We start from the raw sequence: 22,340 nt of genomic DNA, 5'->3' as shown, positions 1-22,340 counted from the left end.
CGGGCATCGGCCGCGAAAACGGCAGCGAGGTGCTGGACGCCTATCTGGAACCCAAATCGGTGGTGATGGCCCTATGACCGGAACGACGCACACGGGATCGTGCCTCTGCGGCAAGGTCCGCTATGCCTTCGCGGGCGATCCGCTGCTGGTCGCGGTGTGCCACTGCCGCCATTGCCAACGCCAGTCGGGCAGCGCCTTCTCGCTGGTGCTTGCCGTTAGCGACGCGGCCTACAGCCAGCAGGGCGAGACCCGCGTCTTCGCCGACACGGGCGAGAGCGGTCAGGCGGTCCTGCGCCACTTCTGCGAGAATTGCGGATCGCCGATCGTCTCGATTGCCGAGGCCATCCCCGGACTGACCCTCATCAAGGGCGGCACCCTCGACGATCCCGGCCGCTGGACACCCAGCCTCGAAGCCTATTGCGGCAGCGGCCTGCCCTGGATTCCTGCCGTGGCGAGCGAACGCCACGCCCGTTCAAACATCGGAGAATGACCATGCCGACACCGCCCCTCGACCTTACCGGCAAGATTGCCTGGGTGACCGGCGCGGCCTCCGGGATCGGCCGCGAAACCGCGCTGACACTGGCCCGCCACGGCGCGACGGTGATTGCCGGCGATCTCGACATCAACGGCGCGCGTGCGACCGCGGAAACCTGCGGCGGCGATGCCGTGGCATTGGCGCAGGACGTCAGCCAGGAAGCCGCCTGGGCCGCCTGCGCGCAAGTGGTGGGCGAGCGGTTCGGTCGGCTCGACGTGCTGGTGAACAATGCCGGCATCATGATGTCGCGGCCGTTTTCCGACGCGCCGGTGGAGATGCTGCGCCGCCAGAACCGCATCAATGTGGAGAGCGTCTATATCGGCATGCAGACGGCCGAGCCGCTGATGAAGGCGGCTATCGCCAAAGGCGCGAGCAGCGCATCGATCGTCAATGTCGCCTCGATCTACGGCAAGGTCGCGGGTGCTCAGTTCGCCGCCTATAGTGCCACCAAGGGCGCGGTGCGGGCGCTCAGCAAGGCGGTGGCCTACGAATGGGCGGCAAGCGGCATTCGCGTGAACTGCGTATTACCGGGGCCGGTCCAGACCAACCTCGGCTCCGACTGGGATCCGCCGCGCGATGCCGAGGGCAATGCGATCGCTCCCGAAGTGGCGCTGGCGGCCTGGGCATCGCTGATTCCGATGAAGCGCCTTGGCATTGCAGGTGATATTGCACCGATGATCGCGTTCCTCGCCAGCGATGCCGCCGCCTTCGTGACCGGCGCCGAATTCGTTGCCGATGGCGGTTACACGGCAGCCTGAGGAGTCCGTCATCATGGAAACGCGCGCAGCCATCGCCCGTGAGGCGCACGGCGACTTCACCCTCGAAACGATCGAACTGGCGGGACCCGGCGCGGGCGAAGTGCGCGTACGGATCGCCGGTGTCGGCCTGTGCCATACCGACCTGATCGCCCGCGACCAGTTCATCCCGATCCCGCTTCCCGCCGTGCTGGGCCACGAAGGCGCGGGCGTGGTCGAGGCGATCGGCGCGGGCGTGACCAAAGTTTCCGTGGGAGACCGGGTGATTCTGGGCTTCTCCAGCTGCGGCCATTGCCCCCGCTGCGAGGAGGACCTGCCTTCCTACTGCCGCGAATTTCCGGTGCTGAACTATGCCGGTTCCCGAGGGGACGGCAGCACGCCCATCAGCATCGGCGGCGCGCCGGTCTCGGCGGATTTCTTCGGCCAGTCGTCCTTCGCCGCCCATGCCCTGACGCACGAGCGCAACCTCGTGCGGATCGCGGCGGAAGACGTGCCGCTGGAACTGCTCGGGCCGCTGGGCTGCGGCTTCCAGACCGGTGCTGGCGGTGTCATGCGTTCGCTGGCCTGCCCTGCCGGTTCGACGATCGCGATCTTCGGCGGCGGCCCGGTCGGTCTGGCCGCCGTAATGGGCGCGGTGGTGCAGGGCTGTGCGACGATCATTCTGGTCGAACCTTTCGCCGCACGCCGCGACATGGCGCTGTCTCTGGGCGCTACCCATGTCATCGATCCCCAGGCGGGCGATGTGGGCGCGGCGATCCGCGCGATCCTGCCGGACGGGGTGGAATTCGCTTTCGAGACCAGCGGCCGGGAAGCAGTCGTGGAGACCGCCCTCGCTGCCCTTTCCAGCCATGGCCTGCTTGGACTGGTCGGGGTGCCGCCTCACCCCGAGAGCAGGCTGTCGATCAACCTCGCCGCGCTCATCACTTACGGCCACCGCATCCACGGCATAGTCGAGGGGGACAGCGATCTCGAGACGTTCATCCCGCAACTGGTCGAGCTTTACCGGGCGGGCCGTTTCCCGTTCGACAGGCTGATCCGGACGTTCCCGCTTGACCGCATCAATGAGGCCGTCGCGGCCCAATTACGGGGCGAATGCATCAAGGCCGTGCTGATCCCCTGAGCGCTGCGGGCCTGCCTATCGTTCTGACCGGATATGCATGACCACTCGGCCGAGGCGTCCGCGTTCTTCGGCGCGCGTGTGGGATGCGACCACATCCGAGAAAGAAAACCCGGCATCGATGGGCGTGTAGAGCTGGCCCTGTTCGGCCAGCTTCAGCAGGTCCGCGATGAGGCGATAATTCGCAGGTTCGCTAATGACGGCGCCCAGCAGGCAACCGATAACCGAAAGGCGGCGCCTGAGGACAAAGCCCGCATCGAGAGGTTCGTGCCAGCCGCCGAACACGCCGATCAGAACCGCCTTGCCGCCGTCGCGCAGGGTCTTCAGCCCGTCCGAAAGGGCCGGTCCTCCGACATTGTCGATCAGAAGATCGACCTTGCGCCCGCCGAGCAGGTCCAGAACCTGTTCGCTCGCAGGTTCCCCGGTCGTGACGATGCCATCGCTGAGGCCATGTTGGCGCAGTGTGTCCAGCACGCTCCGATTGGTGCCGGTGCCGATCACGCGGGCACCGGCGCGCGCTGCGAGTTGGACGGCCGCCAGCCCCACCCCGCCGCCCGCTCCGGTAATCAGAACGGTCTTGCCCGCGCCATCCTCTAACCCGGCAAGCTTCAGGGCATGCGCGGCGGTTCCGGGGCCGCAGGGAATGGTCGCTGCCACACCTGTGTCCAAGCCAGCCGGGATGGCCCAGCATTGCACGGCAGAAACGGCCCGCAATTCCGCGTGCGAGCCTGTGAAGCCGAACGTGGCGACCCGGTCTCCGACAGCGAAGCCGCTGACGGCAGGGCCGAGCGCTACCACCGTACCGGCGGCGGCATAGCCGATGACATGGTCCCGCTCGAACGGGCCTCCGGTGCGCCGCGAAACCAGGTCTCCGCCTTCGATGCTGATGGCCTCGATGCGCACGAGCACTTCGCCGGGTCCGGCAACGGGATCCCGAATTTCCGCGATTTCGAACTGTTCCGGTCCGCCGGGACCACGCAGCAGTGCAGCCTTCATCCTTGCCTCCTATCCTCGCAACTCGCGCCGCAGAATCTTGCCGGTCGGGGTTTTCGGCAGGTCGTCCAGCATGGCGATGATGCGCGGTACCTTGTAGGCGGCCAGATGCGAGCGGCAGAAGGCGATGAGGTCCTGCTCGTCCAACGTAGCGCCCTTGCGCAGGCTGATGACCGCTTTCACCGTCTCGCCCCGGTAGGCGTCCGGTGCCCCGACCACGGCGGCTTCGCGGATCGCAGGGTGAGCGTAGAGGACATCCTCCACCTCGCGCGGCCATACCTTGAAGCCGGACGCCACGATCATGTCCTTTTTGCGGTCGATCAGGTAGATCCAGCCCTGGTCGTCCATCACACCGATGTCCCCCGTACGGAAGCCATCACCGCGCATGGCCTCGCCCGTCGCCTCGGGCGCCTGCCAGTATTCGTGGACGACGCTGGGACCGGCCACTGCGATCTCTCCTGCTTCGCCCGGTGCGCAGGGCTGGCCACGTTCGTCGAGGATGAGCACCGTGGTGCCCGGCACGGCCTTGCCGGTGGACAGGGCGCCACTGGCGGGATCGACGGGTGCCTCGGGCGCCTGAGGGCAGGCGATGACCGGCGCCACCGTCTCGGTAAGGCCATAGACATTGCGAAGGGTTACGCCGGTCGCATCCCGAAAACGGTCGCGCAGGGCCGGTGCCACGGGCGCGCCGCCGGAGAAGACCGTCCGCAGGCTGGCGACCCGTTCGGGGGCGAAAGCAGGCGCCTCGATCAGCGCGACAAGCGCCGTCACTGCCGCGACCGTGAAGGTCGGCCGGTGCCGCTCGATCGCCTCCAGCACCGCTTCGGCCTGAAAGCGATAAGTCAGGATCAGCGGTGCCCGAGCCGCCAGTGCCGCACCGATATGGCCGCTAAGGCCGGTAACATGAAACAGCGGCGCAGCGGCAAGGATCGGCTCTCCGGGCTGGAGACTTGCCGCCGTGCGATAGAACTCCGCGCCTGCCAGCAGATTGGCGTGGCTGATCACTGCCCCCTTGGGCTTGCCGGTGGTGCCGGAAGTATAGACCAGCATCAGCGGATCGCGCGGGCGCGCGGCGAACGGAGCGACCTGCGCCGATTGCGGGAAAGTCCCCCCCTCTCCGACCGTGAAGCGCAACAGGCCAGGCAACGCATCGCCGAGCACATCCTGCGCATGGCTTGGTTCGCAGACCACGGCGCGCGGCGTGCAGTCGGCAACCACCCGCTCCACTTCCGCCGCCCGGTACATCGGGTTGATCGGCACGGTGACCACGCCGGCCTTGGCCGCCCCCAGCAAGGCGACGAGGAATTCGGGCACGTTCTGGAGGCAGAGCAGCATCCGCTCGCCCGGAGCAATCCCGGCCTCGGCCAGAGCGGCGGCGAAACCGTCGCTCTGGCCGTCAAGCCAGCGAAAGCTGCGGCTTTCCCCGCGATAGAAGATCGCGGGGGCGTCCGCGTCCAGCGCGAGAGCCGCCGCCAGCAGGTCGATCAGCGAAGGCATCATCCGCCGGTCAGCCCTGTGCCGCCGCGCCCATCACGGCCTTTACCTCCAGGAAGTCTCCGAAGGCATGGGCGCCCCATTCGCGGCCGTTGCCCGATTGCTTGTAGCCGCCGAACGGTGCGGTCAGATCGAGTTCCGGGTAATTGAGATAGACCTGCCCGGCGCGCAGGCGACCCGCGACGGCCTCGGCTTCGGGGCCTGTCCCCTGCACATAAGCAGCAAGCCCGTAAGGCGTATCGTTGGCGATGGCGATCGCCTGCTCCTCGTCCTCGTAGCCGAGGATGGTGAGCACCGGGCCGAAGATTTCCTCGCGCGCGATGGTCATGTCGTTGGTGACATCGGCAAACACGGTGGGCTTCACGTAGTAGCCGTCGTCGAGCTGATCGGGCTTGCCGGGGCCACCACCGACAAGCGACGCGCCTTCGGCGATGCCCGCCTCGATCAGACGCTGGATCTTGTTCCATTGCACTTCGCTGACCACCGGGCCCAGCTTGGCATTGCTTTCCGGCCGCCCGACCGTCTGCTCGGCCAGCGTCTCGGCAGCGATGGCCTTGGCTTCGGCCATGCGCGCGTGCTGGACCAGCATGCGCGAGGGCGCGTTGCAGGACTGGCCGGAATTGACCATCATCGCCGCGACCCCGCCGGAAACGGCAGCCTTCAGATCGGCGGAAGGCAGCACGATGTTCGCGGACTTGCCGCCGAGTTCCTGATGAACGCGCTTCACCGTAGCGGCAGCGGCGCGGGCGACTTCAACACCGGCGCGGGTCGATCCGGTGAAGGACATCATGTCGACATCGGGATGGGCCGAAAGCGCCGCCCCCACGCCCGGCCCATCGCCGTGGACGAGATTGAAGACACCGGCCGGAACGCCCGCCTCCGCCATGATCTCGGCGAAGATCTGGCCGGAGAAAGGCGCGACCTCGGAGGGCTTCAGAACCATCGTGCAGCCCACCGCGATGGCCGGGGCGACCTTGCAGGCGATCTGGTTGAGCGGCCAGTTCCAAGGCGTGATGAAACCGCAGACGCCGACCGGCTCCTTGACGAGGCGCGTGGTGCCGGTCTGCTCGCTGAACCTGTAGCTGTCCAGCAATTGCCGGGCGATCTGGAGATGGCCGATGCCGATGGGCACTTGCGCGGCGCTGGCAAGCCAGGCGGGCGCGCCCATCTCGGCCGTGACGGCAGCCGCGAGGTCGTCGGCGCGCTTCTGGTAGACGGCGATGATCGCGTCCAGCAGTTCGCCGCGCTCCTGCACGCTGCTGCGGGAATAACTGTCGAAGGCCCGCCGCGCGGCGGCGACGGCGGCATCGACGTCGGCCTGTCCGCCCAGCGCGACTTTCCCGGCGATACCGGCGTCGGCGGGGTTGGTGACGTCGATCACCCGGGAGGTCGAAGGGGCGACCCAGCGGCCGTCGATATAGAATGTCAGTGCCTCGCGCATGGCTCTCTCCTGTTATGCCTTTACCATCATCTTGACCTGTTCCCCGCCCGCTGTCAGCGCGGCGAAAGCCCGGTCGACTTGTGTGAGCGTCGTTTCGCCGGTCAGCATCGGAGCCAGCGCTTCGGGCCGGGCGCAGATCATCGCGAAAGCCTCGGCGAATTCCTGCGGGGAATAGGCGAAGACGAAGCGCAGCTGGATTGACTTCTGGATCAGCAATGCCGGTTCGATCGCATCGGTTTCCATGCAGACCCCAGCCACGACGACCGTCGCCGCGACCGGCGCGGCTTCGGCGATGGCGGTGAGCATGCCGGGCTTGCCGACGCATTCGAACAGCACGGCGCGTCTGGTGGTGCCGGACGCCGCCGCCATCGTATCGGACAGGCCAATGTGAAGGTCATGGCCGCGCCACCATTCGGTACTGGCCGCGCCATCGGGGGCGATCACCGCGTCCGCGCCCAGTCTTTCCGCCATGGCGCGGCGCGACGGAACCGGATCGATGGCCAGAACCGGTCCCAGCCCCAGCGCCTTGAGCCGGGCGATGATGAACAGCCCCACCGGCCCGCAGCCATAGACCGCAAAGGCACAATCCTTGTCCGCCCCCGACTGGTTGACCGCATGGACCGCGACGGCAAGCGGCTCGGTCATGGCGGCCACGTCAGTCGGCACCTGATCGGGCACCGCGATCAGCGCGTCCCGTTGCAGCAGCATCCGCTCCGCGAAAGCGCCGTTGTAGCGGTTCGAATAGCCGATCAGCGCGAGGCCGTCGGCATCGACGAGAAAGGGCTGCGCCACCACCCGCTGGCCGACCGGAAGCCCTGCTGACGGCTCCAGCAGCGCGGCGCAGAACTCGTGGCCCATTACCACCGGCCGGTCCGGGTCCATGAAGCCGCGGAACCCGGCACGGTGGAGGAGATTGCAGAGATGGTCGCCGTGGTCGCGGGCGTGAAGGTCACTGCCACAGACCCCGCAGGCGAGCGGCGCGACCAGAACCTGTCCCGCAGCGGGGACGGGTTCCGGCATCTCTTCCACGCTCATCCTGCCCTTGTAGAGGACAGCCGCCTTCACAGCTGGATGTTCTCGTAATAGGGGACCATGACTTCGTTGTCCGCTGGCTCGCCCAGCATCGCGGCGGTCATGGGCAGGACCACCTCGGCGTCCACCGTCACGTCGATGCAGCCCGGCCGGCCCGACGCGAAGGCGCGGGCGATGGCGGGGCCGATCTCGTCCAGAGTATCGACCCGCTCGCCATAGCAGCCGAAGCCTTTGGCGATCTCGTGGTACTTGATGTCGCCCAGCACGGAGATGCAGCTGTAGTTCTCGCCGTAGAGGATCTGCTGGCCATGTAGCGACTGCCCCCAGCAGCTGTTGTTGAGCACGACGGTGACGATCGGCAGCTTCTGCCGCACCATCGTCTCGAACTCCTGCAAGTGGAAGCCGATGGCGCCGTCTCCGGAAATCTGGACCACGGGCTTGCCGGGCCGCGCATAAGCCGCCCCGACCGCGAGCCCGAAACCGACGCCGAGCGCACCAAGCTGGCCGAACGTCAGAACCCCGCCGGGATGGGCCACGCGGGCATGATACCCTGCCCAAAGCCCCGCCTCACCGCCTTCGAGGACGAAAGTGGTACCCTCCGGTGCGCCCGAAACGGCGGCCTTGGCGGCGAAGTAGGGGTTGATCTTGCCCGAGCGGGTCTCGGGCGAGAACTCCGAGCCGACGATCGAGGCCGCCTTGCGCATCGTGTCACGCCACGCGGCGAAGCGTTCCGGTGCCTCGTCCCAGGCCTGCGCCAGCGCGTCCATGGTCGCGCCGACGCTCGCCGTGGTGGCAAGCGCGGGCTGATGGATCCGGCCGAACTCGGCGGCGTCGGCATGGACCTGCACGATCTTCGCGTCTTCGGGGAAGAAGACGCGCGTCCGCCCGCCCAGGAACAGGCCGAAGCGCGAACCGAGCATGAGGATCAGGTCGGGAGCTTCCTCCTGCGCGATGGCGACGGCTATCGCGCTCGGGTCATGGGCGTAGCTGGGATGAGCGGGATCGAGCAGGCCGAGCGAGCGGCTGGAGAATACGGCGGGAATACCCAGGGTATCGAGGAAGCCCTGCACTTGCGCGGGGGAGGACTGATAGCGGGCAAGGCTGCCGAAGATCGCAACGGGGCGCCGAGCCTGCTTCAACAGCGCGACCATTTCCTCGACATGGGCTGGAAGCGGGGCGGTCGGGATCGGCTGGACCGGGCGCGGCAGGGGGTCGGGCATGCGAGCCGGACGGGCCATCACGTCGATCGGCAGTTCCACGAAGACCGGCCCCGGCCGGCCGCTCACGGCAATCGTGATGGCATTGGCGAGCAGGTCGGGGATCCGGTCGGGATCGGTGATGCGGATCGCGTGCTTCACCACCGGGGTCGCCATGGCAACCTGATCGACGCCGCCTTGCAGGACGTTGAGCGCTTCCTCGCGCAGCGGCGGAGCCCCTGCCATGAACAGGACCGGGGTGCCGTCCAGCCGGGCATTGGCCATGCAGGTCAGCGCATTGGTGAAACCGGGACCGGCAGTGATCATGCACACGCCAAGTTCGCCGGTGATGCGCGCCCAGCCTTCGGCGGCGTGGCCGGAGCAGGCCTCATGGCGCGAATCGACGAGTTCGATCCCTTCGTCGAGGAAACCCTTGAAGGCGGCGTCGAGATGGCCGCCGTGCAGCGCGAATATCGTGGTGACACCAGCCTCCCGCAGCGTGCGTGCGACCAGCGCGCCACCGTCCGTGATGATCTTCTGCCCTTCGGCCATTCCTGCATCCCTTTGCCGTTTATCGCGTTGAAGGGCAGGTTAGCGACGGTGGGCGCAGGAGGGGATTGACGGAAACCCGTTACTGGGACCTGCCGCCACAGACCCTAGATGGGAAGGGCTACCCATGCCGCGCGCGCGGCGGTAGGGTAGACGATAATATCCGGGCCCGGACTACGGGCCGGACGGGAGAGTGATATGGAGATGAACGTCAGGCTTACAGGCGGTATCTGCGATTTCACGCGGCATATCGTGGAAACGTGCGACCTGGACAGTGCCTCGATCTTCCTTTGCGACCGGGTTTCGGACAAGCCGCAGCTTTCCTACCTCTTCCACACCGGCATTTCGGAGGAAGTGAAGGAGATCTATCACAGCAAGGCGGTGTTCGAGCACGATCCCTTCACCGATCCGCGCCTGCAGGAGCAGCCGGACCGGGTCGACGACGACGGCGTGCTGGTGGGATCGGATCGCCGGGTAGAAACGATCGCCAAGCCGACCAGCCAGTACTGGCAGTTCATGTATCACTACGGCATCGACGTGATCGGCGCATCGACACGGCGGCTGATGCCGGGGATCTATTCGACGATCGGTTTCCATCGCAAGCGCGCGGTCAAGCGCGTGGAGCCGGTGTCGATGCCGCTGCTGAACCAGCTGGCGCCGCGATTGCAGGACATGGTGGCAGGGCACATGCTGCGCGATCTGCTGGACAAGGCGAACGGCCTCAGCACATTTCGCACGAGCTATTTCAAGCGGACCGAAGCGGCCTCAGCGACGCCGCTCTCGCCGCGCGAAACGGAAATCGCCGGGCTGGTGTGCCAGGGCAAGCTCAACAAGGAGATTGCCTATAGCACCGGCCTCTCCGAGCATACGGTCGAGAACCATCTGCGGCGCATCTACGCGAAGCTGTCGATCCACAACCGTTCCTCGCTGGTCGCCTACATGACGCGTTGAAGTGGGGAGCACTGCCGCCGAGGGGGAACGGCTATCGCATTCCCCCTCGGAAGACTTCAGAAATTCACCGAGAAAGTACCGCCGAACCAGCGCGGCATCTGGTAGACCACCTCGCCGCTGTTCGCGACCGAGGAGATGTCGAACAGGTTGATCGCCCGGCGGGTGTTGAACACGTTGTCGACGTAGAAGCTGAGCGACCAGTTGTCCGTGGTGTAACCGGCCTGCGCGTCGGCCACGAACAGGCCTGGTATCTTCGTCGAAGGGTTGTTGAGCGAATCCCGGTACATCCAGGTCCGCCCGCGTGCCGCGCCCTGCACGAAGAGCTTGCCGTCGAACTGGTCCCACTCGTAGCGGATCCGCGCATTGCCGGTAAGGCGAGGCGCCAGCGGCAGGCGGTTGTCGGACAGGATCGCGACCGCGCCGGTCGGGTTGAAGATGTCCTGGACGCGGGTGTGGACGTAGCCGCCCGAGACCGACAGCGAGAGGCCGCGCGTCGGCGTGGCGGTCACTTCCACTTCGCCGCCCCAGATCTTCGCATCGTTGTTGGTGATGACGTTGGTGATGCCGATCAGGCTGGTGTTCTGCATGTTCTGGTAGTCGTAGTAGAAAACCGCGCCGTTCACGCGCAGGGTCTTGCCCAGCAGGTCCGACTTCACGCCCAGTTCGAAGGCATTGTTGGTTTCCTCCTTGAAGGGGCGCAGCTCCGGCGCGGTGCCGGTGACGTTGCCGGTGATGAAGCCGCCGCTCTTCTGCCCGCGCTTGTAGCTGAGATAGACGAGCAGATCGTCGGTCGGCTTGTAGTTGAGCTGGAGGTTGGCATTGACGAGGCCCTTGCGGAACCGCGCGAGATTGCCGTTGTCGGCCACGGTGAGCCGGGTGAAGACGGCATCGGGCGAAGCGAAGATCTGTTCGCGCAGAGCCTCGTAGGCGCCGATCGACATCGGCAGCGGCGTATCGATCGGCAGCGAGGTGGTCGCCGCGTTCACGCTGTCCAGCCGCTTGTTGTCATGGGTGTAGCGAATGCCCGCAATGGCCGTCAGCTGCGGGGTCAGGTCGTATTCCGCCTGGCCGAAGAACGCGTAGCTGCTCAGCTTCTGCCCGTCGCGGAAGGCCTGTCCGTAAAGCGTGTTGCCGAAGGGCGTCACCGTCGGCCCGAAGAACAGCGGCGAGGCGGACGTGGTGAAGATCGACTGGTGCAGATAGTTGGCGCCCGCCGTAAGCCGCAGGGCGCCGGTGTCCCAGTTGACACGGCCTTCCGTGGTCCAGTGGCGCGAGCGCGCCTTGTTGGAGAAGTTGCAGAGCGGCAGCGGCGTGTGGTCGCAGTCCTCGATGCTGTACTTCTTCGATTGCAGCCAGCCGCCCAGCACGGTGACGTTGACACCGCCGCCCGCATCGTAGTTCAGCGTGGCGAGATAGTGCTGCATCTTGCTTTGCAGCTCGTTGCTGCCGTCGGCATTGGTCACGTCCCTGGCGCCGGCGCCGATATTGGCCTGGTTCTGGCCGAAGGCGTCGGTCGGGATCGCGTAAGTGCCGGGCAGTCCCGCGATCTGGCCGACCGGATAGGCCTTTTCGTTGCCGCCCGCGACCGGGCCCATCTTGCCGATTTCCGCCTTGAGCAGCAGCGAGAGGTTGTCGGTGGGCTGGAACAGCGCCTGGAGGCGGCCCGCGTAGAACTTGCCCGCGGCGCCCTTGCGCCAGTTGCTGGTCGGATTGATGTTGCGCAGATAGCCGTCGCTGTGGTCGGTCGAGAAGGCGCCGCGCAGCGCCAGGGTGTCGCTGACCGGCACGTTGAGGAAGCCTTCGGTGCGGATCGTGCCGCGCTCCGCCACGGTCACGGACATCCGGCCGCTGGTGCCGTCGAAGGTCGGGCGGTTGGTGTAGTAGTTGATGCTGCCCGCCGTCGCGTTGCGGCCCTGCACCGTGCCCTGCGGCCCGCGCGCCACTTCGGTGCGGGCGATGTCGAAGCTCAGGAAGTCCGCCTGCCCCGCGCCGATCATGTAGAATTCGTCGACATAGGCGGTGGCGGTCGCCTCGGTGGTGTCCTGGAAGTCGGGCTGGCCCACGCCGCGAATGGTGATCTGGGTGTTGAAGCCGGGCGAGGCGTAAGAGCGAACGATCTCGATGTTCGGCGTGAAATTGGCGACGTCGAGCGCGGTCGTTACGCCCAGTTCGCGCATCTGGTCTCCTGACATGGCGCTGATCGAGGCGCCGACGTTCTGCAACTTTTCCTCGCGGCGGTTGGCGGTGACGACGATGTCCTGAATGCCGACTTGTTCGTTCTGTGGCGGCGCGGGCGGTTGGGCTTCCGATTGGGCTAGCGCCGCAACCGGGCTGGTGAGCGCGAGCGCGGCCACTGCGGTACGATAGATCGCTTTCATGATCCTCCTCCTCGATGATGTTTTTTATGTCGTGCCGGGATAGCGCTCCGCGGCGGGCGGGGTCGATTGACGGAAACCCGTCTGCCTGTTCAGCGCCGGCCGTTCAGCGCCGGACTGCGCTCTCCGCACCGGCGAGATGGCTCTCCCCGCCCAGCAGTCTGGTGAAGTTGGGCTGGCCGGTATGGGCGGTCATGCCGCCGTCGACGACGAGATTGTGGCCGTTCACGTAGGAGGCGTCGTCCGAGGCGAGAAAGGCAATGGCCCCCGCGATTTCAGAGGGCTCGGCGGGCCGCTTCATGGCCAATACCGGCTCGTAGGCGGCCATGACGACCGGATTGCCGGTAAGCCCGGTGGCGAGCGGCGTGGCGGTGAGGCCCGGGCTGACGGCATTGACGCGGATCTCGGGGGCATGATCGATGGCCATGGCGCGAGTGAGGTTGATGACGGCAGCCTTGGCGGCATTGTAGGCGGCAAAACCGTAGTCCGCCGCGATCCCCGAAGCCGAGGCGATGTTGACGATGGAGCCGCCGACCCGCGACAAGTGGGGGATTGCCTGCCGACTCGCCCAGAACACCGCTTCCACGTCGATGCTCATCACCTGCCGCCAGTGGTCGAGATCGATCTCCGTTACTCGCCCGAAGGAACCCATGCCCGCGTTGTTGACCAGCGTGTCGATCCGTCCGAAGCGGTCCAGCGCGGCGTCGATCATCCGGTCGATCGCGGCGGGGTCGAGCATGTCGACCTCGACCGCGAGATGCTTCTCGCCGCCGATATCGCCGACGATCCGTTCCAGTGCATCGGGACGGATATCGGCGACGACCACCGAGGCGCCCTCGCCGGCGAAACGGCGCACGGCGGCCTCGCCTATGCCCGATGCGCCGCCCGTGACGATGACCACCTTGTTCGCAAATCGCATGCCTCTACGCTCCTGCCAGTCTCTGTCCGCGCAGGATGGAACAGAGCGGGCGCGGTGCGCGACTGACGGAAACCCGTCAGGAGCAGGACGGAAACCTTTCCCTCAGGCGCGGGGATCGAAACCCCTCGCAAGGATGTCCACGAGCATCTGCGCGATCGCCGCGGCGGGCAGTTCGCCCTCGGGATCGTGCCAGCGGGCAGGCCAGTTGAGCGCGCCTGCCATGGCGAAAGCCGCCATCTTCACATCGACGGGCGCGATCGAGCCGTCAGCCACGGCCTGTTCGATCATGGCGCGCAGGGCACTGTCGATCTGGCGCTTGAGTTCGCGGTAGCGCGGCATGCTCTCGGGCGAGAGCGCCTCTGCGCCGGTGCGGATCACGCAGCGCCCGAAATCGTCCATGTTCACTTCGGCATAGCGGCGCAGGAAGCGGGTCAGCCGATGGCGACCGTTCCCCGGCTCGCTGCGCGCCTGATCCGCCGCTTCCAGCAATTGCTGGAGGCCGATGGTGACGCATTCCAGCAGCACCTGATCCTTGTTGGCCAGGTAGTGATAGATCGTCCGCTTCGAGATGCCGAGGCTGGCGGCGACGTCGTCCAGCGAGGTCGCGTGAAACCCCCGTTCGTTGAACATGCGCACCGCTGCCCGCAGCACGGCATCCCGCTTGGCAGCGCGCTCCGCTTCCTTCTGGGCGGGCGTTCGAAAGGGTGACGGCGACGGCATGGGCATCCTCTTTTCTTCGCCGGGAGCGTTGACAGGAAACTCGGGAAGACGCAATACACTCGTGAGTGCATAAACGCACCTGTAAGTTTTTGGCCTGTAAGTTTTTGGAGAGTCTTGCATGGATATCAGCGGAGTCGCTGCGATCGTGACCGGCGGAGCATCGGGACTCGGTGCGGGCACTGCCCGCCGTCTCGCCGCCAAAGGCGCGAAAGTGACCATTTTCGACCTCAATCCGGAACTGGGCGAAGCCACCGCACGCGCAATCGGCGGGCACTTCGCGGCGGTCGACGTCACCGACGAAGCTGCCGTCGAAGCCGCGCTGGAAGAGGCCGAAGGCCTGCACGGCAAGGCCCGCATCCTGGTCAACTGCGCCGGGATCGGCCCGCCAGCCAAAGTGATCGACCGAGAGGGCAACGCCCTTCCGCTGGCCGACTTTTCCAGGATCGTCTCGATCAACCTGATCGGCAGCTTCAACGTCCTCTCCAAGTTCGCGGCCCGGCTGCACGATGCCGAGCCGGTGGGCGAGGAGCGTGGAGTGATCGTCAACACCGCCTCGGTCGCCGCCTATGACGGCCAGATCGGGCAAGCGGCCTACTCCGCGTCGAAGGGCGGGATCGTCGGCATGACGCTTCCCGTGGCGCGGGAGTTCGCCCGCTACGGCATCCGCGTGATGACGATCGCGCCGGGCATCTTCTGGACCCCGCTGCTGGCGACCCTGCCGCAGGAGGCGCAGGATTCGCTGGGCAAGCAGGTGCCCTTCCCAAGCCGCCTCGGACAGCCCGACGAATATGCGCAGCTGGTGGAGAGCATCGTCACCAACCCGATGCTCAACGGCGAGACTATCCGCCTCGACGGCGCGATCCGGATGGCACCGAAGTGAGGAGCGCCCAAATGGGACATTCGGAAGGTGCCGGTCCCGAACTGACCGCCGAGATCGCCGCGAAAGTCGAGGCCTTCGTGCGCGAGGTCGTCGTTCCTTACGAGAAGGACCCGCGCCGCGATCACCACGATTGCCCGAGCGAGGAACTTGTCGCCGAACTCAAGGACAAGGCCCGCGCCGCGGGCGTGCTGACGCCGCATATCCTGGCGGACGGACGCCATCTGACGCAGCGCGAGACCGCGGTGGTGCTGCGTGCCTCGGGCCTGTCGCCGCTCGGGCCGCTGGCGGTCAATACCGCCGCGCCGGACGAGGGCAACATGTACCTGCTCGGTAAAGTCGGCAGCCCGGCCATCAAGGAGCGCTTCCTGAAGCCGCTGGTGGAAGGACGCGGACGTTCGGCTTTCTTCATGACCGAACCGGCGGCCGAAAACGGTGCCGGTTCCGATCCCTCGATGATGCTGACCACTTGCCGTCTCGACGGCAATCACTGGGTCGTGAACGGAAAGAAGGCGTTCATCACCGGCGCCGACGGCGCGAAAATGGGCATCGTCATGGCAAAGTCCGATGACGGCGCCTGCATGTTCCTGGTCGACCTGCCCGACCCGGCGATCCGCATCGAGCATGTGCCCAATACCATCGATTCCTCGATGCCCGGTGGCCATGCCGTCGTCACCATCGACAACCTGCGGGTGCCTGCCGACCAGATGCTGGGCCAGTCGGGCGAGGGATTCCGCTATGCGCAAGTGCGGCTCGCCCCGGCGCGGCTTTCGCACTGCATGCGCTGGCTAGGGGCCTGTATCCGCGCCAACGAGATCGCCACCGACTACGCCAACCGCCGCATGGCCTTCGGCAAGACGCTGATCGACCACGAAGGCGTCGGCTTCATGCTGGCCGACAACCTGATCGACCTCAAGCAAAGCGAACTCATCATCGACTGGTGCGCGGGCGTGCTGGATGCCGGCGAAGCGGGCGGCGCGGAAAGCTCGATGGCCAAGGTCGCGGTGTCCGAGGCACTGATGCGGGTGGCGGATCGCTGCGTGCAGGTGATGGGCGGATCGGGCGTGACCGGCGACACCATCGTCGAGCAGGTGTTCCGCGAAATCCGCGCCTTCCGCATCTACGACGGCCCTACCGAAGTCCACAAGTGGAGCCTCGCCAAGAAGATCAAGCGCGACTGGAGGGCGGCTCATGAGCAGCACTGACGCTGCCGCCAATGCCGGTACCGGCGCCGTGCGCGAGGGCTACGCCTTCGACGAGGCCCGGCTGGCGGCGTGGATGGAGGCCCATGTCGAGGGCTTTGCCGGGCCGCTCACGGTCGAGCAGTTCAAGGGCGGGCAGTCCAACCCGACCTACAAGCTGGTGACGCCGGGCCGGTCCTATGTCCTGCGGCGCAAGCCGCCGGGGCAGGTGCTGAAAGGCGCCCATGCGGTGGAGCGCGAAGCCCGCGTGCTCTTGGCGCTGGGCAGCACCGGCTTCCCGGTGGCGCATGTCCACGGCCTGTGCCTGGACGAAGGCGTGATCGGCAGCTGGTTCTACGTGATGGCGATGGTCGAAGGTCGCATCTTCTGGGACGCGACTTTCCCCGACGTTCCGCATGATGAGCGCGCAGCCTACTTCGCCGCGATGAACGAAACGATCGCGGCGCTGCACCGGATCGAGCCGGAAGCCATCGGTCTTGGCGACTATGGCCGCCCCGGCAATTACTTCGAGCGCCAGATCGCCCGCTGGTCGAAGCAATACCTCGAAGACACCGAGGCGGGCCGCGACCCCGGCATGGACCGGCTGATTGAATGGCTTCCCACCGCAATCCCCGCGGGCGACGAGACGCGCATCGTCCACGGCGATTTCCGCTGCGACAACATGATCTTCCATCCCACCGAACCCCGCATCCTGGCGGTGCTGGACTGGGAACTGTCGACGCTGGGCCATCCGCTGGCGGACTTCGCCTATCACGCGATGATGTTCCGCATGCCGCCCGATATCGTCGCGGGTCTGGGCGGCGCGGATATCGCCGCGCTCGGTATCCCGACGGAGGCCGAATATCGCGATGCCTATTGCCGCAATGTCGGGCGGCCGCCGATCTCGGAGCCGGACTATGCGTTCTGCATAGCCTTCAACTTCTTCCGGCTGGCGGCGATCTTCCACGGCATCAAGGGGCGCGTGATCCGGGGCACCGCCGCCTCCGAACACGCCCGCGAACGCGCCGCCAGCCTGCCGCGCATCATTGCGCTGGCGGTAGAAAGCATGGAGGCCTGCCGGTGAGCACAGCACCCGTCCTTTTCGATGTGACCGGGGGCATCGCCCGCGTCACGCTCAACCGGCCCGAGGCGGGCAACGCCATCGACCTCGCCATGGCCCGCGCGCTGGCCGAGATCGCCATCCGCTGCGAGACGGACGCCAGTATCCGCTGCGTGGTACTGACCGGCGCCGGACGGCTGTTCTGTGCAGGCGGCGATGTTTCCCTGTTCAAGTCCTCGGGCGATCATGTCGATGCGCTGCTGAGCGAGCTTGCGGGCACGCTGCACATGGCGCTCACCCGTTTTGCGCGCATGGCCAAGCCGCTGCTGGTGCTGGTCAACGGCCCGGCCGCAGGCGCCGGTCTCAGCCTCGCGATCGGTGGCGACGTGGTGCTCTGCGCGCGTTCAGCTCATTTTACCGCCGCGTATGGGACACTCGGCCTGACGCCCGACGGCGGCATGAGCTGGTGGCTGCCGCGCCTCGTGGGGCTGCGCAAGGCGCAGGAAATCATCCTCACCAATCGCCGCATCAAAGCGGACGAAGCCGAAGCCATCGCCATGGTCACCCGCACCGTCGATGACGAAGCGCTGGCAAGCGAAGGCAGCGCGCTCGCCGTCCGCCTCGCCGAGGCGGCCGTCGGTGCCCTCGGCGCGGCGCGGACGCTGCTGCGCCAGAGCCTGGAAACGAGCCTCGAAGCACAACTGGAGCGCGAAGTCGCCGCGATCACCCGTTCGGGTGCCGCCCCCGAATGCCGCGAGGGCCTTGCCGCCTACTTCGAAAAGCGGCCCGCGAATTTCAAGGGAGTCTGAATAATGGCCGAAGCCTATATCGTCGAAGCCGTCCGCACTGCGGGTGGACGCCGGAACGGCAGGCTCGCGGGATGGCACCCTGCCGATATGGCAGGCGAAGTGCTGAACGCGCTGGTGGACCGCTCCGGCATCGACCCGGCGGTGGTTGAGGATGTCATCCTTGGCTGCGTGACCCAGGCGGGCGAGCAGGCCTTCGCTTTCGCGCGCAATGCGGTGCTGGCCTCCAAGTTGCCGGTCAGCGTGCCCGCCGTCACGATCGACCGGCAGTGCGGTTCCTCGCAGCAATCGGTGCAGTTCGCCGCGCAGGCGGTCATGTCCGGCATGCAAGACGTGGTGATCGCGGCGGGCGCGGAGAGCATGACGCGCGTGCCGATGTTCTCCAACATCGCCTACCACGCGAAAGAAGGCGTGGGCGTCGGACCGTTCAGCCCGCGCATCCAGCAGCGTTTCGGGGTGGAGAGCTTCAGCCAGTTCGGCGGCGCCGAGATGATCGCGGCCAAGTACGGCTTCGACCGCGAGACGCTTGACCGCTTCGCGCTGGAAAGCCACCGCCGCGCCGCTGCCGCCACGAAAGCCGGTGCATTCGAGCGCGAGATCGTGCCGCTGGATGTGGACGGCGTGCCCCATGTCACCGACGAGGGCATCCGCCATGACGCAACGCTGGAAAGCATCGGCTCGGTCAAGCTGTTGCAGGAAGGCGGGGTGATCTCTGCAGCCAACGCCAGCCAGATCTGCGACGGCGCCTCGGGCGCGCTGGTGGTGTCGGAGCGGGCGCTCAAGGACTATGGCCTCACCCCCATCGCGCGGATCGTCGACATGGTGGTGACGGCAGGCGACCCCGTCGTCATGCTGGAAGAGCCGATCCCGGCCACCGCAAAGGCCCTGAAGCGCGCCGGGATGCGGATCGAGGATATCGACCTCTACGAAGTGAACGAGGCCTTCGCGCCGGTGCCGCTGGCCTGGCTGCAGGCGCTCGGCGGCGATCCCGCCAGGCTCAACGTCAACGGCGGCGCCATCGCACTCGGTCATCCGCTGGGCGCGAGCGGGACCAAGCTGATGGCGACGCTGATCCACGCCCTGAAGGCGCGCGGCAAGCGCTATGGTCTCCAGACCATGTGCGAGGGCGGCGGCATCGCCAACGTCACCATTCTGGAGGCGCTGTGATGGGCCTGCGCACGCGCTTCACCGAGCTTGTCGGCATCGAGCATCCCGTGGTGCAGGGCGGCATGATGTGGGTCGGCCGAGCCGAACTCGCGGCGGCGGTTTCCAACGCGGGCGGTCTGGGCATCCTGACCGCCCTCACCCAGCCCACGCCGGACGAACTGCGCCGCGAGATCGACCGCTGCCGGACAATGACCGACAAGCCCTTCGGCGTGAACCTGACGATCCTGCCCTCGGTCTCGCCGCCGCCTTACGCGGAATACCGCAGGGCCATCATCGACAGCGGCGTCACGATCGTCGAGACGGCAGGTCACCGTCCGCAGGAGCATGTCGAGGATTTCAAGGCCCACGGCGTGACCGTGATCCACAAGTGCACGGCCGTGCGCCATGCCCTCTCCGCCGAGCGGATGGGCGTGGACGCGATCTCGATCGACGGCTTCGAATGCGCGGGCCATCCGGGCGAGGACGATATTCCCGGCCTGATCCTGATCCCGGCAGCGGCGGACAAGCTGACGATCCCGATGATCGCCAGCGGCGGCTTCGGCGACGGACGCGGCCTTGCCGCGGCGCTGGCACTGGGGGCGGAAGGGATCAACATGGGCACCCGCTTCTGCGCCACGGTGGAAGCGCCGATCCATCAGCGGGTGAAGCAGTTCATCGTCGAGAACGACGAGCGCGGCACCAACCTGATCTTCCGCAAATTCCACAATACCGGCCGTGTCGCGAAGAACAGCGTCTCCGATCGGGTGGTCGAGATATCGACGCGCGACGGCGCGGTGTTCGAGGACATCCGCCCGCTGGTCTCGGGCGCAAAGGGCCGGACCGCCCTGGAAACGGGGGACCTCGATGCCGGGCTCGTCTGGGCCGGGCAGGTCCAGGGCCTGATCCACGACATTCCGACATGTGCCGATCTCGTAAACCGGATCGTGCGCGAGGCGCAGGACATCATCGCCACGCGGCTCGCGGGCATGATGGCAGACGAGGTGGCTGCATGAGCGAATACGTAACGGTGGTCCGCGAAGGACCGTTGACGATCCTTACCATCAATCGCCCGGAGGCTAGCAATGCCCTGAACGAAGGCGCCCAATTCGCGATGGAGGCGGCCTTCGACGCTTTTGCGGCGGACGACAATCAGTGGGTCGCCATCGTCACGGGCGCTGGCTCAAAGGCGTTTTGCGCCGGGCACGATCTCAAGCAGCAGGCTGCAGGCGGCGGGCTGGTCACACCGCCGTCCGGCTTCGGCGGCCTGACTGCGCGCAAGGACTTGAACAAGCCCGTCATCGCCGCCGTCAATGGCGTGGCGATGGGCGGTGGTTTCGAACTGGCGCTGGCCTGCGATATCGTGGTCGCCTCTACCCAGGCGGCCTTCGCGCTGCCGGAAGTACGCGTGGGCATCGCGGCACTGGCGGGCGGTATCCAGACGCTGCCGCAAGTCATCGGCCAAAAGCATGCAATGGGCATGCTGCTGACCGGACGCCGCGTATCGGCAGCCGAAGGCCATTCCCTCGGCTTCGTCAACGAAGTGACCGAAGGGGACGTGCTTGAAGCTGCGCGCCGATGGGCGGCCGAAATTCTTGCGGCCAGCCCGATGTCGGTGCGGGCGACCAAGGAGGCGGTAGCGCGTGGTCTGTTTACCCCGCTCGATCAGGCCATGATCGAACAGTGGGATTATCCCGCCATGAAAGCTATGCTGGCCTCAGAGGATTATGTCGAGGGGCCGGTGGCCTTCGCAGAGAAGCGTCTGCCGCAGTGGAAAGGCCGATAGGCCGCCTGCATTTCATCCCAATCCACTGGAGATCGTGCCATTCTTTCCGATACCCAGATCGCGGTCCGCGACATGGTCCGCAAATTCGCGCAAGAGCGCATCCGTCCCCTGAGCCACCGCTTCGAGCAGGAGGGTGGCTACGAGCCGTGGGTCTTCGAGAGCATCGCCGAACTCGGCCTGCTGGGCATGGTGGCACCGGAAGAGTTCGGCGGTGCGGAGAGCGACTACGTTTCCTATGCCCTGGCCCTGATCGAGATCGCGGCGGCCGATGGTGCCCTCTCGACCATCGTATCGATCCAGAACTCGATCATGGTCGCAGGCCTGCTGAAGGACGGAACCGAAGCACAGAAAGCCAAGTTCCTGCCCAACCTGATCGCCGGCCGCTGTATCGGCGCCTTCGCGCTCACCGAAACCGACGCTGGCTCCGATGCCTCCGCGATCCGCACGCGGGCGGCCAGGGTGGACGGAGGCTGGAGGCTGGACGGCGCGAAACAGTTCATCACCTCCGGCAGGATCGCCGGTCTTGCCATGGTCATCGCCGTAACCGATCCAGATGCCGGAAAGAAAGGCATGACGGCGTTTCTCGTCCCCACCGACCGGGATGGCTATATCGTCGAGAAGGTAGAGCACAAACTCGGCCAGGGCGCCTCGGATACGTGTGCGCTGCGCTTCGAGAACCTTTTCATCGAGGATGACCTGGTGCTGGGCGAGGTCGGTCAGGGCTACCGTATCGCCCTTGCCAATCTGGAAACCGGCCGGATCGGCATCGCCGCGCAATGTATCGGCATGGCGCAAACCGCACTCGAAATCGCCGTTGCCTATGCGAAGGATCGGGTTTCGATGGGCCGCCCGATCATCGAGCATCAGGCTGTCGGGTTCAGGCTCGCGGATCTTGCGACGAGGCTGGAAGCTGCGCGCCAGCTGGTGCTCTCTGCGGCAGCGCTGCGCGACGTCGGCGGTGCCGCTCTTACCCAAGCATCGATGGCCAAACTCTTCGCTTCCGAAACCGCCGAAGTTGTAGTTTCCGGAGCAATCCAAACCCTTGGCGGATATGGATACCTTGAAGAATTCGGCGTGGCGAAGATCTACCGCGACGTTCGTGTCTGCCAGATTTACGAAGGTACGTCTGATATACAACGCATGGTCATTTCACGCACGCTTTGAAGCCAGCCGCATATCGACAAGCAGCCGGTCACTTCTAGCTCATCACGGTAACTGCTAGTAACGGAACCAGAAGATTGCTGCATCTTGGGGCTTCTGTTAGCCCAAAGCCCTGATATGCTTATAGGATGGCGGGGGCGCGATGTTCGGTAAGCTGTTTGGTAAGAAAAAAGATGTGCGTGAAGATGAAGCTTTGAACCGCACCGGGATTGCCGGAGGCCAGTTTTCTTAAATTAGGCAGCCAGTGGG

The 22,340-nt window shown here is 66.2% G+C and carries 20 protein-coding genes; 12 read left to right on the top strand and 8 right to left on the bottom strand.

Translation table 11 applies throughout. From position 1 onward, the window contains the following. Positions 1-73: 73 nt before the first annotated feature. The 3 genes from V7066_RS27490 to V7066_RS27480 are packed head-to-tail and all read left to right on the top strand — an operon-like array spanning position 74 to position 2,410. Positions 74-490, top strand: coding sequence for a GFA family protein (locus tag V7066_RS27490; protein WP_334186109.1), 417 nt, complete (start codon positions 74-76; stop codon positions 488-490). Positions 491-492: 2 nt separating this feature from the next. Continuing rightward, positions 493-1,293 carry an SDR family NAD(P)-dependent oxidoreductase gene (locus tag V7066_RS27485; RefSeq protein ID WP_334186108.1) on the top strand — a complete coding sequence of 267 codons (801 nt, stop codon included), beginning with the start codon at positions 493-495 and terminating at the stop codon, positions 1,291-1,293. Positions 1,294-1,306: 13 nt separating this feature from the next. Then, positions 1,307-2,410: an NAD(P)-dependent alcohol dehydrogenase gene (locus tag V7066_RS27480; RefSeq protein WP_334186107.1), complete on the top strand. Its 1,104-nt coding sequence runs from the start codon at positions 1,307-1,309 to the stop codon at positions 2,408-2,410. Positions 2,411-2,425: 15 nt separating this feature from the next. On the opposite strand, the gene V7066_RS27475 is transcribed toward V7066_RS27480, so the two are convergent. Genes V7066_RS27475 through V7066_RS27455 form a run of 5 tightly spaced genes read right to left on the bottom strand, consistent with a single transcriptional unit; the run spans position 2,426 to position 9,115 of the window. After that, positions 2,426-3,403: a quinone oxidoreductase family protein gene (locus tag V7066_RS27475; protein WP_334186106.1), complete on the bottom strand. Its 978-nt coding sequence runs from the start codon at positions 3,401-3,403 to the stop codon at positions 2,426-2,428. A 9-nt stretch (positions 3,404-3,412) separates the two neighbouring features. Further along, positions 3,413-4,900, bottom strand: coding sequence for a class I adenylate-forming enzyme family protein (locus tag V7066_RS27470; RefSeq protein WP_334186105.1), 1,488 nt, complete (start codon positions 4,898-4,900; stop codon positions 3,413-3,415). 7 nt (positions 4,901-4,907) lie between these two features. Then, entirely contained in the window at positions 4,908-6,335 is a 1,428-nt protein-coding gene (locus V7066_RS27465) for an aldehyde dehydrogenase family protein (RefSeq protein ID WP_334186104.1), read from the bottom strand. A 12-nt stretch (positions 6,336-6,347) separates the two neighbouring features. Continuing rightward, a complete protein-coding gene (locus V7066_RS27460) occupies positions 6,348-7,400 on the bottom strand; it encodes a zinc-binding dehydrogenase (RefSeq protein WP_334186103.1) in 1,053 nt (350 codons plus the stop codon). Further along, a complete protein-coding gene (locus V7066_RS27455; protein ID WP_334186102.1) occupies positions 7,397-9,115 on the bottom strand; it encodes a thiamine pyrophosphate-binding protein in 1,719 nt (572 codons plus the stop codon). The genes V7066_RS27460 and V7066_RS27455 overlap by 4 nt, the downstream gene beginning before the upstream one ends. Positions 9,116-9,316: 201 nt before the next feature. Between V7066_RS27455 and V7066_RS27450 the strand changes: the two genes are divergently transcribed. Continuing rightward, complete coding sequence (locus tag V7066_RS27450) at positions 9,317-10,063, top strand: response regulator transcription factor (RefSeq protein WP_334186101.1); 747 nt, start codon at positions 9,317-9,319, stop codon at positions 10,061-10,063. A 56-nt stretch (positions 10,064-10,119) separates the two neighbouring features. On the opposite strand, the gene V7066_RS27445 is transcribed toward V7066_RS27450, so the two are convergent. From V7066_RS27445 to V7066_RS27435, 3 genes are all read right to left on the bottom strand, one after another. After that, a complete protein-coding gene (locus V7066_RS27445; RefSeq protein WP_334186100.1) occupies positions 10,120-12,441 on the bottom strand; it encodes a TonB-dependent receptor in 2,322 nt (773 codons plus the stop codon). A 103-nt stretch (positions 12,442-12,544) separates the two neighbouring features. After that, positions 12,545-13,357 (bottom strand): SDR family NAD(P)-dependent oxidoreductase, encoded by an 813-nt coding sequence (locus tag V7066_RS27440; RefSeq protein WP_334186099.1) that lies wholly within the window; start codon positions 13,355-13,357, stop codon positions 12,545-12,547. A 102-nt stretch (positions 13,358-13,459) separates the two neighbouring features. Continuing rightward, entirely contained in the window at positions 13,460-14,083 is a 624-nt protein-coding gene (locus tag V7066_RS27435) for a TetR/AcrR family transcriptional regulator (protein WP_334186098.1), read from the bottom strand. A 112-nt stretch (positions 14,084-14,195) separates the two neighbouring features. Here V7066_RS27435 and V7066_RS27430 point away from each other — a divergent pair, with 112 nt between their 5' ends. Genes V7066_RS27430 through V7066_RS27395 form a run of 8 tightly spaced genes read left to right on the top strand, consistent with a single transcriptional unit; the run spans position 14,196 to position 22,094 of the window. Further along, positions 14,196-14,957, top strand: coding sequence for an SDR family NAD(P)-dependent oxidoreductase (locus tag V7066_RS27430; protein WP_334186097.1), 762 nt, complete (start codon positions 14,196-14,198; stop codon positions 14,955-14,957). A gap of 11 nt (positions 14,958-14,968) precedes the next feature. Beyond that, a complete protein-coding gene (locus V7066_RS27425; RefSeq protein ID WP_334186096.1) occupies positions 14,969-16,159 on the top strand; it encodes an acyl-CoA dehydrogenase family protein in 1,191 nt (396 codons plus the stop codon). Then, positions 16,146-17,219, top strand: a complete 1,074-nt coding sequence (locus V7066_RS27420) for a phosphotransferase (protein WP_334186095.1) — start codon at positions 16,146-16,148, stop codon at positions 17,217-17,219. The genes V7066_RS27425 and V7066_RS27420 overlap by 14 nt, the downstream gene beginning before the upstream one ends. Further along, positions 17,216-18,004 (top strand): enoyl-CoA hydratase/isomerase family protein, encoded by a 789-nt coding sequence (locus V7066_RS27415; protein ID WP_334186094.1) that lies wholly within the window; start codon positions 17,216-17,218, stop codon positions 18,002-18,004. Before V7066_RS27420 ends, V7066_RS27415 begins: the two co-directional genes overlap by 4 nt. 3 nt (positions 18,005-18,007) lie before the next feature. Beyond that, positions 18,008-19,168: an acetyl-CoA C-acetyltransferase gene (locus V7066_RS27410; protein WP_334186093.1), complete on the top strand. Its 1,161-nt coding sequence runs from the start codon at positions 18,008-18,010 to the stop codon at positions 19,166-19,168. Then, the gene (locus V7066_RS27405) at positions 19,168-20,160 is read left to right on the top strand and encodes an NAD(P)H-dependent flavin oxidoreductase (protein ID WP_334186092.1); all 993 of its coding nucleotides are present in this window, start codon (positions 19,168-19,170) and stop codon (positions 20,158-20,160) included. Before V7066_RS27410 ends, V7066_RS27405 begins: the two co-directional genes overlap by 1 nt. Next, positions 20,157-20,930: an enoyl-CoA hydratase-related protein gene (locus V7066_RS27400; RefSeq protein WP_334186091.1), complete on the top strand. Its 774-nt coding sequence runs from the start codon at positions 20,157-20,159 to the stop codon at positions 20,928-20,930. Before V7066_RS27405 ends, V7066_RS27400 begins: the two co-directional genes overlap by 4 nt. 39 nt (positions 20,931-20,969) lie before the next feature. Then, on the top strand, positions 20,970-22,094 hold the full coding sequence (locus V7066_RS27395) for an acyl-CoA dehydrogenase family protein (protein ID WP_334186110.1): 1,125 nt from the start codon (positions 20,970-20,972) through the stop codon (positions 22,092-22,094). Positions 22,095-22,340: the final 246 nt, after the last annotated feature.

It is taken from the genome of Novosphingobium sp., from assembly GCF_036820275.1.
In the GTDB taxonomy this organism is placed as follows: Bacteria; Pseudomonadota; Alphaproteobacteria; order Sphingomonadales; family Sphingomonadaceae; genus Novosphingobium.
Note: the sequence above shows the minus strand (reverse complement) of the source record. Positions and strands in the feature narration are given on the sequence as shown.